Genomic DNA, 14683 nt, shown 5'->3' with positions numbered 1-14683 from the left:
CGGCGGACTCAGAACCCCGACATCATGCGCCGCCACTGCGCGGCGAAGGGGTGTTTGGCGGTGACCGAACCGAACCGGGTGCGGCCGTGCACGACCAGGTGCAGCGGACCCATCGGCGGCCCGGTGCGCACCTTGTTGTTGGCGCTGGACCCGATCAGCTCCACGCCGTTGAGGTCGGCGGTCGCCTCGGCGGGCAGGATGAGCGTCAGCGAGCTGCAGAAATCGTCGAGCCGCACCTCCACCACCTGGGTGCTCATGACGGCCTGGGTGAAGTCGAGCGTGACGCCGGACAGGTAGTTGTTCAGATACAGCGTCGGCGGCACCTGCCACGGACCCTTGCGGGTGACCCCGGACATGCGGGCGCGGATCACATTGCCCGCGGGTCCGGGCGCGCTCGGCGGCGGCGCGTACCGCGGCCGGGGCGTCGAATTCGGCTGTCCCGCAAGGCGAATCCCGGGTAGATCGATCAGCACCGCGTTCAGTTCGCCGCGCGTCTTGGCGGCCAGCGCGGTATCCATCCGCTCGGTGAACTCGCCCAGCGACAGCATCCCGAGCCCGACCGCCCGTTGCAGCAACATCCCCACGTGTTCCCGCTCGGCATCCGACACCCGCAGATCCCGATCGCCCACGGCGGGAGAAACCGTCTCGCCCATGCGATCGAGGCTACCGACGCGACGGCTCCCGCACATCAGGGCAATCCCTGATCCGCTGGGCCTAGGGGCCTGATTGTCCACAAGCAATCCCTGATCCGCTGGGCCAAGTGCCGGGGGCCTGATCAGGTCCACGGGCAATCCTCGATCCGCTGGGCCGGGTGCCGCGCGCGCCGGGGTGGCCCGATCAGGTGGCGGGGGCGGGTGGGTCGTAGCGGCCGGGGGTGGGCTCGTCGGGTTCGGCGTGGAACAGGCGGGGCTCGTCGTCGCCGGTGTTCAGCTCGTACAGCTCCTCGGGGCTGTCGGCGAGCAGGGAGCGGATGGCGGTGTTGAGGACCGCGACGAACGGGACGGCCAGCAGGCCGCCGGGGATTCCGGCCAGCACCACGCCGGTGGTGATCGCCAGCACCACCGCCAGCGGATGGATGTCGACCGCGCGGCCCAGCAGGAGTGGTTGCAGCACATGGCCTTCCAGCTGCATGACCGCCACCGTGATGCCGAGCACGATCACCGCCGTCACCCAGCCCTTGGTCATCAGCGCCAGGAACACCGCGATGGAACCGGCCAGCACCGAACCGACGATGGGGATGAACGCGCCGATGAACACCAGCGACGCCAGCGGCAGCGCGAGCGGCACCCCGAGGATCGCCAGGCCCGCGCCGATGCCGATCGCGTCCACCGCCGCGACCATGACCGTGCCGCGCACGAACCCGATCAGCGTGCCGAAGCCCAGCCGCCCGGCGGTGCGGACCCGTTCGCGCTGCGGGGTCGGCACGATCCGGGTGAGGAAGTCCCAGATGTGGTCGCCGCCGTAGAGGAAGAAGATCAGGATGAACAGCGTCAGGAACGCGCCGGTGAAGAATTCGCCGATCGCCGCGGCCGTGGTCAGCGCGCCGTTGGTGAGCGAATCCTGGTTGGACTCAACGGTTTTGATGATCGTATTGCCCGCGTCGCGGATCTGGTCGTTGCTCAGGTGCAGCGGCCCGTTGATCAGCCAGTCCTGGATCTGATGGATGCTGGTCTTGAATTCGTCGGTCAGCTGCGGGACACCGGTGACGGCCTGTTCGATCACGAACGTGAAGATGCCCGCCACCAGCCCGAGCGACCCGATCAGCGCCACGAACACCGCGAGCCCGCGCGGCACCCCGACCCGCTGCATCCAATCCACCGCCGGGGAGAGCAGCGCCGCCGCCAGCAGCCCGATCGCCAGCGGGATCACCACCGTCGTCAACTTGTGCGCCAGCCACGCGACGGCCAGCACCGCGACCAGGATGATCAGCAGCCGCCAACACCACTCGGCGGCCTCGCGCACCAGCGGATGCACGGCGTCGGCCGCCGACTTGCGCGCCCGCTCCGCCCCCGATCTCCGCGCCGAACCGGCGGTCGCCTGGATCTCCGTGCCCTCGTTCACGTCGCGAGCCTATCCGCCCCGGCCCGCGCGGGCACGCGCGTAATACCTTGTCGCCCCGCCCCGCCCACTTCGATATCCGCTGTCGAGGGCGAACACGGCCGCGCGAACGCGGCCCGGCGACTGCCACGCCCCCGGCGTGGGCACGTGTGTGCGAGGGGCTGGCGCTAGATTGGTGATCGTGTCGGCGCCCACCCTCGAAGCGGTCAAACAGACCATGCGAACGCGCTGGCCGCTGTACCTCGCATCGATGCTGGCGGCCAACGCCTTCGGTGCGATTCTGGTGTACGCGTTCATCCAGTACGGCCTGCCCGCGCCCGAGGGCAGCCCCAACGGGATTCGCCGGACCGGGGTGCTGGTGCCAGGGCTGGTCTTCCTCGTGGGCGGGGCGCTGAGCGTGACCGCGTCGGCGCTCATGCTGCGGCCGGTGATGCGCTGGCAGATGCGCGGCGGGCCGCCGAGCCGGCAGGAGCAGATGGCCGCGCTGCACGCGCCGCTGCGGCAGGCCATCGTGCATCTGGCGCTGTGGCTGGTCGGCGGGGCCGTGCTGGCGTGGTCGATCATCGCCGACACGCCGCGGCTCGCGGGCGCGGTGATCGTCACCGAATGTATGGCCGCCACCATCGTGTTCGGCTTCACCTACATGCTGGGCGAGCGCATCCTGCGCCCGGTGGCCGCGCACGCCTTGCAGACCGGCACCTTCGACCACACCCTCACCCCGGGCGTCGGCACCCGCATGGCGATGACCTGGGGTATGGGCACTTTCGCGCCGACCATCGCGATCGTGCTGCTGTGCGTCACCCAGATCACCTCGCAGGTGCAGTTCTCCGCTCGTTCGCTGGCGGTGTCGATCCTGCTGCTGTGCGGGGTGGTGATCCTGCAGGCGCTGGCGCTGTCCATGCTGACCGGCTCGAGCATCTCCGATCCGGTGCGGCAGCTCTCGCGCGCGATCGATCGGGTGCAGGAGGGTGCCCGCGATGTGCAGGTCGAGGTGTTCGACGGCAGCGAGATCGGGCTGCTCCAGGTCGGATTCAACCGGATGATGGAGGAGGCCGCGCAGCGCCGCGAACTCCAGGAGCTGTTCGGTCAGCACGTGGGCGAGGAGGTCGCCCGCCGCGCGCTCGAGTACGGCACCGAACTCGGCGGTGAGACCCGGTTCGTGGCGGTGTTGTTCGTGGACATGGTCGGTTCGACGGCCACTGCGGCCGAGCGCCCGCCGACCGAGGTGGTGAGCCTGCTCAACGAGTTCTTCCGGATCGTGGTCGATGTGGTCGACCGGCACAGCGGCCTGATCAACAAGTTCGTCGGCGACGCCGCGCTGGCCATCTTCGGCGCGCCCCTGGATCGTCCCGACGCGCCCACCGCCGCGCTCGCCGCCGCCCGCGAACTGCGCGAGGCCCTGCGCGAGGTGCCCGGTCTGGACATCGGCATCGGCGTGTCGGCCGGGCTGGCGGTCGCGGGAAACATCGGCGCCGCCAACCGTTTCGAGTACACCGTCATCGGCGATCCGGTGAACGAGGCGTCCCGGCTGACCGAACTGGCCAAGGAACATCCCGGCCGCGTCCTCGCCTCGGGCAGCGCGCTGTATTTCGCCGACGGGTTCGAGCAGCAATTCTGGAATACCGGCGAAGAGGTCCAATTGCGCGGCCGCCGCCGCAAGACCCAATTGGCCTGGCCGAAGGAGGGTTCGGCGCTGTTAGGCTGACCTCGTGACGGCCGATGGTGACTCCGCCGACGGCCCCCCGTCCGCGGTGCGGCCCCGTCGTCGGGGGCGTTTGCGCTGGGTGAAGCGGATACTCGTGGTAGCCGTGGCCGCCCTGCTGGTGGTCGAGGGCGTGTATCTGTGGCCGCGGCTGCACGAATCCTGGCGGACCCTGACCGAGATCCATTGGGGCTGGGTCGCGGTCTGCGTGCTGATGCAGGCCGTCTCCATGGACGGCTACGGCCGCATCCAGAAACAGCTCCTGCACGCCGGTGGCGTGAATGTGAACCAGAGCAAGTCGGTCGCGGTGGTCTACGGCGCGACCGCGATGTCGGTGACGCTGCCCGCCGGGCAGGTGTTCTCCACCGCGTTCACCTATCGGCAGACCCGGCGCTGGGGCGCGAGCCCGGTGCTGGCCTCCTGGCAGCTGGCGATGTCCGGGGTGGTGGCCGCGGCCGGGATGGTGCTGCTCGGGGTGGGCGGCGCGGTGCTGGCCGGGGATCGGATCGGGCCGGGCAAGCTGATCCCGACGCTGGGCGGGGTGGTGCTGCTGGTGTGGGCGGGGAACTACGCCTCGCGTCATCCGGGTTCGGTGCGGGCACTCGGCCGTCGAATCCTGCACCTGGTCAACCGGATTCGCGGACACCGGCCCGACGACGGCAGCGACAAACTCGCCGAGACGCTGCGGCAGCTGGAATCGGTGGAGCTGGGCCGCCGCGACGGGGCCCTGGTCACCCTGTGGGCCCTGATGCACCGGCTCGGCGATGTGGCCTGCCTGGCGGCGGCCTGCTACGCGGTCGGGGCCGAACCCCGCGTCGCCGGTCTGATGATCGCGTTCAGCGTGGGCAAGGCGGTGGGCACGATCCCGCTGGCCCCCGGCGGCCTGGTCTACGTCGAACTGACCCTGGTCTACAGCCTGTCCGCGGCCGCGGGACTGCCCGCCGCCCAGGCGGTCTCGGCCGCCTTCGTCTACCGCCTGATCAGCTTCATCCTGGTGGCGGTCGTGGGCTGGATCGTGTTCGCCTTCCTGTTCCGCAAGCCGCACGCCGACGACGCGGCCCTGGAGCGCGAATTCGAGAGCCGGTACTAGCCGATTACCCTGGCGGCGTGACGAAACTGGTGCCGCTCGCGCTCGACGCCCTGCTGGTGCTCGTGTTCTGCGCCATCGGCAGGCGCAGCCACGACGAGGCCGTCCTGCCCGGCCTGCTCCGCACGTTCTGGCCCTTCGCGAGCGGGCTGCTGCTGGGCTGGCTGCTGGCCCTGTGGTTGTTCGCGCGCGCCGAATCGTCCACGGCCGCGCGCGGTTTCGAGGACCGGGGGCGGTTGCCCACGGCCGTGCTCACGGGGTTCGACGCCGGGCGGCTCTGGCCCACGGGCGTGGTCGCCTGGCTGGGCACCCTGATCGGGGGCATGGTCCTGCGCGCGGTGAGCGGGCAGGGCGTCGCGGTGAGTTTCGTGATCGTCGCGGCCGTGGTGCTCGGATTCTTCCTGCTGGGGTGGCGCGGGGCCTGGAAGGCGTTGCGCTGAGCCGCTATTTGTCGTCCGGGGCCGCGAGCGACTGGAGCAGGCGGGCGGCCATGCGGGCGGTGGCGTCGCCGGAGTCGACATCGTCGATGTGGATGGCGAAGGCCAGATCGCCCATCGTGGCCACCAGCCAGCCGTTGGTGCCCGCGGTGGCGGCGTAGGCGCCCACATCGGCGTAGCGGCGCAGGCCGGCCAGTTCGGGAGCGGCGAGGCCGTCGCGCAGCGTGCCGCGCAGCCGGTCCACGACCTCGGGCGGGAGCGGGGCGAGGTCGGCCTCCGTCGTTGCGGGACGGCCGATTTCGATCATGGGCGGCGCCACGCCGCCGCGCGCGATCGCGGCCGCCGCGACGGCCAGCCCCAGCGGGCTGGCGAGAATCGGGTCGTTGCCGCCCTGGCGGACCTGTTCCACCCCGCGCCCGCCGATGGGCAGGCGGCCGGTGGTCTGGTCCAGGCCGGGCACCTTGAAGCCGATGCCCACGCCGACGGCGGCCGCGGCCTCGGCCATGTCCTGCGTCGAAACGTCCTGCGGCGCTTTCTTCTTGACGATCGCGGCCACCGCGCGGAACAGCTCGTTCATCCCGCCCGTCGGGTACACCCCGGTGAAGGCCACCGACCCCTGCGCGCTGGCGTAGGTGTTCTGCGCGGCGGCGACCACCGCCCCCGTGGACGGCTGGATGGCCACGATCGAGGCCGCGGTGCCCGCGCTGACCACGGCGTCCTCGGCCGCCCGCTGCAATCGCTGATCCATGGTCGAGGCGATGTCCGGGCCGGGCGGCCCCTGTTGCCCCGCGAGCTGGGTGACCAGTTTGCCGTCCGGCTCGAACAGCTGAACGCCCCAGCCCGCGTGCTGATCCCGGTTCTCCTGCCAGACCTTGCGCAGCCCGTCCAGCAACGGTGACCACACACGCCGGTCCGCGGCGATCAGCTGCGGCTGCTTCTCCATCACCACACCGGGAATCGGCGCCATTCGCGGTTCCAGGATGGCGAAGTCGTCCTCGCGCAGGTTCACCGCGACGATCGGCTTGCCCTGGGAGGCGGCGAGCTGCTGCATCAACGACGGTCCGGTGATCAAAGGCGCCACCGGCGCAATGGCGTCGGCGAGGGCGTTGGTGGTCCCGACCGGGTCGCCGGTGCGGCTCGGATCGACCTTGATCACGTTGATGATCTGCTCGGTCATCAGGGGTGCGCCCGCGTTGTCGTTCACCTTCGGCGACGGCGTGGCGTCGGTCTTCACCAGTTTGACCGTGCGCTTGTAGTCGAGCTGCGGCATCACCACGTTCGGCTCCCACGAGATTCGCCAGCCGATCGCCAGTTTGCGGATGCTGCCCTGGAGGTCGTAGGTCCAATCCTTACCGGGCCCGAAGTTCCAGTCCGCCTTCAGGTTGAACATGGCCGCGTCGGCGTCCAGGCCGATGTACTGCTCGACCTCGTAATCGGGTTTGCCGGGATTGAGCCCGGCGAAGATCTGCTGCAACGTGGCCTCGGCCCCGCCGGGGTAGGAGGTCAGCTGCGCGGCGCCGGTGGCGTCCTGTTTGTCCAACAGCTGGGTGAAGCGTTCGACGATGGATTTGGGGTCGCTCGGGGTGTCGTGAAACCCGCACGCTCCCAACGCGATCGCCAGGGCGGCAGCCGTCCCGGCTGCCACTGCGCCCCGAACGCGAAAGCGGCGGGATCCCCACACATCCATATCGCCCACTCTTCACTCTTGACACTTCAGCAACAAGACCAACGGTAAATTCACCATGCTCAGCGACCACAATAGTGCCCGATTCGACGCAGCCCGGGCACCGGTCGCCGAATCGTCGGCCACCGTTGCCGAATCGCCACCCGACCTCGTTCTCCCAGAGCGCAACCCGCGCGTCGCATTTCGTCGTAATCTTGTAATCACTGAAACACTTCTTGCACAGACAAGCGAGGCATTACTCATGCGACACGGACACAGAGGACGCGGATTCGGTCGTCCCGGCGGCTGGCAGCAGGCCGACCTCCCCGACGCCGCGGACGCCCCCGATTGGTTCGCGGGAAGATTGCCCGCGGACTGGTTCGTCGGGACGCCGACGGTGGAGATCGATCGCGACGAGATCGTCGTCATCGGCGAACTCCCCCTGCCCACCCCCGATTCCGGCCCGACCGACGCCGAACAGCCCGCCGACGCCGAACCGCCCGCCGGCTCGGTTCCCCGGGCCACCCGCGACGGCGCGGTCGCCCGCTTCCGCGAATCCACCCGGCCCGCGCGAATGCAGATCGCCCAGGAGGCGCAGGCCCGCTACGGCCGCAGCGTGGCCTGGGGCGTCTCGGTCGAGGGCGAGCGAATCATGTTCACCCACCTGGCCGTTCCGGTCATGACCCGGCTGCGTCAGCCCGAGCGCAAGGTGCTCGACACCCTGGTGGACGCGGGCGTGGCCCGGTCCCGCGCCGACGCCCTGGCGTGGACGGTGAAGCTGGCGGGCAAACACGCCGAGGAGTGGCTCGAGGAGTTGCGCTCGGCCATGCGCAAGGTCGACGACCTGCGCGCCGAGGGGCCGCGCGGCCTCTGAGCCGGACCCGAGCGGCTAGATTCGGGGCATGGCCCCGATCCTCGTGCTCAACGGCCCCAATCTGAACATGCTCGGCGTCCGCCAACCTGAGGTCTACGGCGCGCAGACCCTCGACGACGTGGTCGAACTGTGCCGCCGCACGGCCGCGCGGTTCGACCGGGAGATCGTGGCCTTCCAGTCGAATCACGAAGGGGCGCTGATCGATCGGATCCACGCCGCCCGTGGGGCCGAGTCCGCCATCGTGATCAATCCCGGCGGGCTCACCCACACCTCGGTCGCCCTGCGCGACGCGCTGGTGATCCCCGAGGTCCCGATCGTCGAGGTGCACATCTCGAATGTCCATGCGCGCGAGGAGTTTCGGCACCACTCCTACATCTCGCCCATCGCCACGGCCGTGATCGCGGGGATGGGCGTGCAGGGGTACGCCGCCGCCATCGAATTCCTCTGCGCGCCAGCCTGATTCCCGATCGCCCCCGCCGCACCCTTGCCCGCCCGTCTATGTAGTAGATATGCTACATACCATCCTGGTATTACTACGGAGGGCAGGATGACGGTAGGCGACCGGATCGCACTCGACGTCCGCGGTCTGCGGATGCGCTACGGCGACCGAGACGTATTGCAGGACGTGACATTCCGCGCGCACAGCGGCGAGGTGCTGGTGCTGCTCGGCCCCAACGGCGCGGGCAAGACCACCACCATCGAGGTGCTCGAGGGGTTCCGGATGCGGTCCGCGGGCGAGGTCACCGTGCTCGGCACCGATCCCGCGCACGGCCGCGAGGACTGGCGCGCGCGCATCGGCGTCGTGCTCCAGTCCTGGCGCGACCACGGCCGCTGGCGGGTGCGGGAACTGCTCGCCCACCTGGGCACCTACTACGCGCCCTATACGACCCCCGCCATCCGAAGGCCCTGGGATCCGGACGAACTCGTCGCCGCCGTCGGCCTGACCGAACAGGCGGACAAGAAGATCGCCACGCTCTCGGGCGGCCAGCGCCGCCGCCTGGACGTGGCGATCGGCATCGTCGGGCGGCCCGAACTGCTGTTCCTCGACGAGCCGACCGCCGGATTCGATCCGCGGGCGCGACGCGAATTCCACGATCTGATCCACCGGCTCGCCGACGACGAGCGGACCACGATCCTGCTCACCACCCACGATCTCGACGAGGCCGAGAAACTCGCCGACCGCATCCTGGTCCTGGCGGGCGGGCGGATCATCGCCGACGGCTCGGCCGACGAACTGTCGCGCCGCATCCAGGGCGAGGCGGAGATCCGCTGGACCCGCGACGGGCAGCGGTTCGTCCACACCACCACCGAATCCACCAAATTCGTCCACGAGCTGTTCAAGCAGTACGGCGAGGGGATCGACGAGCTCGAGGTCCGCCGGGCCTCGCTCGAGGACACCTATATGACGCTGGTCCAGCGCTTCGAGTCCGGACAGTTCGACACCGCGACGCACACGCTCGAGGAGGTGACCCGATGATCTCGCTCGGCGTGGCCACGCGGTCCGGGCTGACCCGCGGGCTGATCGAACTGCGGCAGAACCTGACCAACGGTATGGATCTGTTCACCCAGTTCCTGTGGCCCGTCATCCTTCTGGTAGCACTGTTCTTCATGCGCAACGGGCACTTCGGCGGGACGGGCTTCGGGCTCGGCGCGCTGGCGTTGCCCGGCGTCATGGGCATGCTGATCGCCTCCAACGGCATCTTCGGCATCGGGCAGTACCTGGCGCTGGACCGCGAGGACGGCACGCTGTTGCGGGCCAAGGCGATTCCGAACGGGATGGTCGGCTATCTCATCGGCAAGCTGGTCACCGTGTCCGGCGTCGTGCTGATCCAGGTCGCGGTGGTGCTGATCTTCGGGCTCACTGTGCTGGGCGGGCTGCGGCTCGACGGTCCGCGCGGGTGGGCGCTGTTGATCGGGGTGCTGGTGCTGGGCCTGTTGGCGACGCTGCCGCTGGGCGCGATCGTGGGCTCGGTGTTCGAGAGCCCGCGCTCGATCGGGTTCGTCTCCTTCCCGGTGATGGGCCTGGTGGCCGTTTCGGGCGTCTTCTATCCGATCACCTCGATGCCGGGGTGGGTGCAGGGCCTGGCGCAGGTGTTCCCGATCTACTGGCTGGGGCTGGGGATGCGGTCGGCCCTGCTGCCCCCGGAGGCCGCGGTCGTCGAACTCGGGCAGTCGTGGCGGCACTGGGAGACGTTCGGGGTGCTCGGCGTGTGGGCGGTGTTCGGACTGACGGTGGCCCCGATCGTGTTGCGGCGCATGGCCCGTCGCGAATCGGGTTCCCATGTCGCGGCCCGGCGCGAGAAGGCGATGGCGCGTGCCTACTGAGGTCATCTACAACCGCATCGCGATGCTGCGCGCCGAGCGCGGCATCTCGCGGCGGCAGCTGGCCGAGGCGCTCGGGGTGCACTATCAGACCGTCGGATATCTGGAACGCGGCGAGTACAGCCCGAGCTTGCATCTGGCGCTGCGCATCTCGGAGTACTTCGAGGTGCCGGTGGAGGTGGTGTTCTCCACCCGGCCGTTCCCGCGGCTCGGGTCGTCCACCGAGACCGCTTGAGCGTCAGGCGGTTTCGCCGCGCATGAGCCGGTACAGCGTGATCGGTTCGCCCGCACCGGAATTGGCCTCGACGCCCTTGCGCCACAAGCGGTGTGCCGCGTGCGAGAGCGACGCGTCCACGCCGACCTCCTCGCTGGCGTCGATGATGTGTTGCGCACCGGCCACCATCATGGTGTAGCTCGCGAGATCGCCCCAGCCGCCGGCCTTCGCGCTGGCGGCGTACTCGGTCATGAAGAACGGGAACGCCTCGTGGGAGCGCAGTGCGTAGGGCAGGAAGCGGGCGACGTCGTGTCCGGAGTTCTCGATCAGTGCCAGGGCCTGGTGATAGCCCAGCGTCCAGGGATGGAACACGGTCAGCAGCGCCTGGTAGAAGACCTGGGCGAGACCGTCGTCGTCGCCGAGGTACTCCTGCGGGCTCAACGGCCGCAGCAGGTCGGCGTGCGCCTCGAAGTCCGCCCGCGGCCCGCTGTAGAACAGGTACGAGGCGGGGTGGGTGATGTTGTCTCCCGCCGACATGAATCCGCCCGAGAGGAACCGCGCGCCGTGCTCCCGGACCCAGGCCCCGCCCCTGCGGGCGTTCTCGGGCGAGTCCGAGGACAGGTTCGCGATCACCTTCCCCGGCAGGCGGTCCGGGGCCTGCCCGAGGACGTCGTACATGGCGGCGTAGTGGGTGAGGCTGAGCACGATCACCTCGTTGGCGTCGAGCGCCTCGGCCACGGTGGCCGCGCGCGTCGCCCCGAGTTCGGCCATGGCCGCGGCCTTCTCGGGGCTGCGGTTCCACACCGTCACCGCCACCCCGGCGTCCAGGAAGGCCCGCACCATGGCCCGGCCCATGGGTCCGAGACCGATGACGGTGACCGATCGTTGTGGCTGCATGTATTCCTCCGATTCCGTAATGTCCCTGGTGGGAATGGTTGTGCCGAGCGGAGGATCGGGCAATAACGCACGTGCGGATGCGGTTGCTTACCGAGACGTACGCAATACGGTCAGGAGGACGCGGTGACGACTGCGAGTGATACGGATCACCAGGTGTGCGGCATGTCGATAGCCATCGACGTGGTCGGCGGCAAGTGGCGCATGCACCTGATGTGGGTGCTGGGCGAGGGCCCGCAGCGCTTCGGGCGGATCCGCGCGCTCCTGCCCGGCGTGAGCGAGAAGGTGCTCACCGAGAACCTGCGCCACCTCGAGTCCGCCGGTGTCGTCCACCGCGAGATCTACCCGGAAATCCCACCCCGCGTGGAATATTCGCTCACCCCCCTCGGCGAGGACCTGGCCCAAGCCCTGAAACCCCTCGAGGACTGGGGCGACCGCCACCGCCACCGCCTCGCACCCCCGGCCTGAGCGCCAACCCAGCCGCACCCCTTATTCGAATCCGCACCCGTTGTGGGGCTCTGAAAGGGGTGCGGATTCGAATAAAGGGTGCGGCTGGGTTGGTCAGGCGGGGGGGAGGTGGGTGAGGGCTAGGTGGGTGGCCAGTTGGGTGAGGAGGGGGGCGGCGGCGGGGATGGAGCGGGTGGGGTCGGGTTCGAGGTCGGAGAGGGGGTGGCAGGCGGTGAAACCGGCTCGGCGCCATTGGGGTTCGGTGAGGAGGCAGCGGCCGGCTACGGCTATCACCGGGATTCCGGCGGCGCGGGCGGCCTCGCTGACGCCGAGGGGGGCCTTGCCGTGCAGGGTTTGTTCGTCGAGGGAGCCTTCGCCGGTGATCACGAGGTCGGCGTCGGCTATGCGGGATTGGAAGTCGATCAGGTCGAGGACGACTCGGATGCCGGGGCGGGCGACGGCGTCGAGGACCGCCATGGCTCCGAAGCCGGTACCTCCGGCGGCGCCCGCGCCGGGGCGGTCGGCGGTCTCGGGTGCGACGACGCGGGCCCAGTTCGCCAAAGCCGCTTCGAGAGTCGCGCGTTGCTCGGCGTCCGCGCCCTTCTGCGCACCGAAAACCATTGCGGCCCCGCGTTTTCCGAGGAGAGGATTGTCCACGTCACTGGCGAGGACGAACCGCGCCTCGCGCAGGGCCGGGTGCAGTCCGGCGCGATCGATGCGGTCCGCGTTCGCGAGAGCCGCTCCCCCCTCGGGCAATTCGCGGCCCGCGGCGTCGAGTACGCGCAGGCCGAGCGCCCGCAACATGCCCGCTCCCCCGTCTGTGGACGCGCTACCACCCAGCCCCAGCACGATCTCGCGCGCCCCACGATCGAGGGCGTGCGCGACGACCTGACCGAGCCCGAAGGTACTGGCGCGCAACGGATCCGGCCTCCCGCCGGGTAACCGCGCCTGACCCACCACCGCCGCCAGTTCGATGACAGCGGTCCGGTCACGCACAGCGTAGACCGCCTCGCCCGGCTCCCCGGTGGGCCCGCCCGCCGTCACCGTCACCCGATCCCATCCGGCCGCGAGGAACGCGTCCACCGTCCCGTCCCCACCGTCGGCCACCGGCAGACAACGCAACTCCGCATCGGGCCGCACCCGCGCGATCCCGGCCGCCAGCGCCGCCGCCACCTCGGGCCCGCTCAACGACCCCTTGAACTTGTCCGGCGCGAGGACAACCCGAACCCGCTTCTCCCGCATCCCGACATTCTGCTGCCCGCCCACCATCACCGCATCAGCTGATCCGCTGCCGGGCCACCACCACCACGTCAGCCGTCCTGCCGCCCCGCCACCAGCACCGCGTCGATCTTCTGCTGCCCGGCCACCACGTCAGCCGAGGGGAGCCTGGTCGGCGTGGTCGATGGTCACCGTACCGGTGCGCAGGTAGGTGAGCACCGCGTTGTCGAGGGTGGGGTTGCCGCGGCCGAAGGTGCCGTGGTCGCCGCCGTCGACTGTGATCAGGTGGCCGTTCAGGGCGGCGGTTGTTGCCGGGCCGCCCTCGTATTGGGTGAGGGCGTCGTGGCGGCTTTGCAATACCAGCGGTGGGGTGTGTAAACCGTTGTCGGCGATGGGTACCGGGGTGGTGACGGGGGGCCAGTCGTCGCAGGCGATGCCGGAGCGGATGAGGTCGGCGCGGGCGTCGAGGGCGTTGCCTCCCGAGGCGACGGTTGCGGCCGCCGTGCCGATCAGTTCCGGCCTGGCCTCGATCGCGTTCTCGTTGCAGGTGATCGCGGCGAAGACGGCTCGGCCCGTCGGGTCGGTTGAGGTCACGCCCTCCAGCGCGCGCATGATCCGGGTGTCGTCGGGGTTGGTGTCGGTGTCGGCCATGGCCCGGGCGAAACTCGGCCAGAAGCCGCGGGTGTAGGTGGCGACCGAGGTGGCCGCCAGCAGCGGCACCTGGGCGGAGGCGCCGCCGGAGGCCAGGGTGCGGGCCAGATTCTGGGCCTGGCCGATCTGGTCGCGGCTGCCGTTGAAGCCGTCGCGGGCGATGTCGGCCAGCGGCGGCGGCACGGTCGCGGGGACATCGGCGGTGGTCGCGGGCGGCGGGGTGAGATTGGCGTACCAGCCGCCGCCCTGCGCGACCACCAGCCGCACCCAGTTCTGATACACCCGCAGCGGGGTGTCACCGAGGTGGTATTCGGCGTCGTGCGCGGCGATCCACGCGAACAGATCGTCCAGCCGCTGCTTGCCCGCCACCTGCTGCTGGGCGAACTGCTCGGTCCACACCCAGTGCGGATTCACATTGGAGTCCAACACCATTCGATCCACGCGCCCCGGGAACAGCGCCGCGTACACCGCGCCCAGATAGGTGCCGTAGGAGATGCCGAGGAAGTCGATGCGGTCCACGCCGAGCGCGGACCGCACGGCGTCGAGATCGCGCGCGGTGTTCTCGGTGGTGATGGTGTCGACGTAGCCGGGCTGGGCGGCCTCGCACGCGGCCCGGGTGGGCGGGCGGTCCCTGCCGTCGGGCGACGGGCAGTCCAACGGGGTGGACCAGCGCATGCCGCGCGGCTGCACCGCGACCCGGTCGTAGTGGGCGCCGAGTTCGGCCGGGAGTTCCCGCACCCGCCGCGACCAGTAGTCGAGCGCGTCCGCGCCGGGGCCGCCGGGATTGGCGAAGATCGTCCCCCAGCGTTCGCCGGTGGCGCGAATCCGGCTCACGGTCAACTCGATTCGGGGTCCCGTCGGGGAGGTGTAGTCGCGCGGGACCGTGATCACCGCGCACTGCGCCCCGTTGCCGGGCGTCACCGCGCCCGCCGGGCAGGCGCCGAACACCGGCGCGGCCTCGGCGCCGGCCACCCCGCCGAGCAGGTGCGCCGCCAGCACCGCGGCGAACATCCCGACCATCGCGCGGGTCACCGTTCGTGTCGCCATCTGCGTCAATCTCTCCGGTCGTGCCGCCCGCGCACGGGGGCCGCCTCACCCTCGACCCGAACATTCTGG

At 70.2% G+C, this 14683-nt stretch carries 15 protein-coding genes; 9 read left to right on the top strand and 6 right to left on the bottom strand.

Annotation, left to right across the window (positions count from 1 at the left end):
* Positions 1–8: 8 nt before the first annotated feature.
* Complete coding sequence (locus ACWDSJ_RS12695) at positions 9–629, bottom strand: DUF1707 SHOCT-like domain-containing protein (RefSeq protein WP_450031964.1); 621 nt, start codon at positions 627–629, stop codon at positions 9–11.
* A 208-nt stretch (positions 630–837) separates the two neighbouring features.
* Complete coding sequence (locus ACWDSJ_RS12690; protein ID WP_387359157.1) at positions 838–1974, bottom strand: AI-2E family transporter; 1137 nt, start codon at positions 1972–1974, stop codon at positions 838–840.
* A 301-nt stretch (positions 1975–2275) separates the two neighbouring features.
* Here ACWDSJ_RS12690 and ACWDSJ_RS12685 point away from each other — a divergent pair, with 301 nt between their 5' ends.
* From ACWDSJ_RS12685 to ACWDSJ_RS12675, 3 genes are read left to right on the top strand one after another with little or no spacing between them, the layout of a single operon-like run.
* Positions 2276–3763 carry an adenylate/guanylate cyclase domain-containing protein gene (locus ACWDSJ_RS12685; RefSeq protein ID WP_387359159.1) on the top strand — a complete coding sequence of 496 codons (1488 nt, stop codon included), beginning with the start codon at positions 2276–2278 and terminating at the stop codon, positions 3761–3763.
* A 4-nt stretch (positions 3764–3767) separates the two neighbouring features.
* Positions 3768–4850, top strand: coding sequence for a lysylphosphatidylglycerol synthase transmembrane domain-containing protein (locus tag ACWDSJ_RS12680; protein WP_450031644.1), 1083 nt, complete (start codon positions 3768–3770; stop codon positions 4848–4850).
* Between the two features lie 17 nt (positions 4851–4867).
* Positions 4868–5287 carry a DUF3054 domain-containing protein gene (locus ACWDSJ_RS12675; RefSeq protein WP_450031642.1) on the top strand — a complete coding sequence of 140 codons (420 nt, stop codon included), beginning with the start codon at positions 4868–4870 and terminating at the stop codon, positions 5285–5287.
* Between the two features lie 4 nt (positions 5288–5291).
* Here the strand turns inward: ACWDSJ_RS12675 and ACWDSJ_RS12670 are convergent, their stop codons facing one another.
* The gene (locus tag ACWDSJ_RS12670) at positions 5292–6929 is read right to left on the bottom strand and encodes an NTF2-like N-terminal transpeptidase domain-containing protein (RefSeq protein WP_450031640.1); all 1638 of its coding nucleotides are present in this window, start codon (positions 6927–6929) and stop codon (positions 5292–5294) included.
* 280 nt (positions 6930–7209) lie between these two features.
* Here ACWDSJ_RS12670 and ACWDSJ_RS12665 point away from each other — a divergent pair, with 280 nt between their 5' ends.
* From ACWDSJ_RS12665 to ACWDSJ_RS12645, 5 genes are all read left to right on the top strand, one after another.
* Complete coding sequence (locus tag ACWDSJ_RS12665; protein ID WP_450031638.1) at positions 7210–7821, top strand: hypothetical protein; 612 nt, start codon at positions 7210–7212, stop codon at positions 7819–7821.
* A gap of 28 nt (positions 7822–7849) precedes the next feature.
* Positions 7850–8281 (top strand): type II 3-dehydroquinate dehydratase, encoded by a 432-nt coding sequence (gene aroQ / locus ACWDSJ_RS12660; protein WP_450031636.1) that lies wholly within the window; start codon positions 7850–7852, stop codon positions 8279–8281.
* Positions 8282–8368: 87 nt separating this feature from the next.
* Positions 8369–9298, top strand: coding sequence for an ABC transporter ATP-binding protein (locus ACWDSJ_RS12655; RefSeq protein WP_387358134.1), 930 nt, complete (start codon positions 8369–8371; stop codon positions 9296–9298).
* A complete protein-coding gene (locus ACWDSJ_RS12650) occupies positions 9295–10146 on the top strand; it encodes an ABC transporter permease (protein ID WP_450031634.1) in 852 nt (283 codons plus the stop codon). Before ACWDSJ_RS12655 ends, ACWDSJ_RS12650 begins: the two co-directional genes overlap by 4 nt.
* Positions 10136–10378 carry a helix-turn-helix transcriptional regulator gene (locus tag ACWDSJ_RS12645; protein WP_387358138.1) on the top strand — a complete coding sequence of 81 codons (243 nt, stop codon included), beginning with the start codon at positions 10136–10138 and terminating at the stop codon, positions 10376–10378. Before ACWDSJ_RS12650 ends, ACWDSJ_RS12645 begins: the two co-directional genes overlap by 11 nt.
* A 3-nt stretch (positions 10379–10381) precedes the next feature.
* Here ACWDSJ_RS12645 and ACWDSJ_RS12640 read toward each other — a convergent pair whose 3' ends face one another.
* A complete protein-coding gene (locus tag ACWDSJ_RS12640; RefSeq protein WP_450031632.1) occupies positions 10382–11254 on the bottom strand; it encodes an NAD(P)-dependent oxidoreductase in 873 nt (290 codons plus the stop codon).
* A gap of 123 nt (positions 11255–11377) precedes the next feature.
* Here ACWDSJ_RS12640 and ACWDSJ_RS12635 point away from each other — a divergent pair, with 123 nt between their 5' ends.
* A complete protein-coding gene (locus ACWDSJ_RS12635) occupies positions 11378–11719 on the top strand; it encodes a winged helix-turn-helix transcriptional regulator (protein WP_387358142.1) in 342 nt (113 codons plus the stop codon).
* Between the two features lie 93 nt (positions 11720–11812).
* Here the strand turns inward: ACWDSJ_RS12635 and ACWDSJ_RS12630 are convergent, their stop codons facing one another.
* A complete protein-coding gene (locus ACWDSJ_RS12630) occupies positions 11813–12940 on the bottom strand; it encodes a glycerate kinase (RefSeq protein WP_450031630.1) in 1128 nt (375 codons plus the stop codon).
* Positions 12941–13069: 129 nt separating this feature from the next.
* Positions 13070–14614 (bottom strand): alpha/beta hydrolase, encoded by a 1545-nt coding sequence (locus ACWDSJ_RS12625; protein ID WP_450031628.1) that lies wholly within the window; start codon positions 14612–14614, stop codon positions 13070–13072.
* Positions 14615–14683: the final 69 nt, after the last annotated feature.

This window comes from Nocardia sp. NPDC003482 (assembly GCF_053588115.1).
This window is presented reverse-complemented; position numbering and strand designations above follow the sequence as displayed.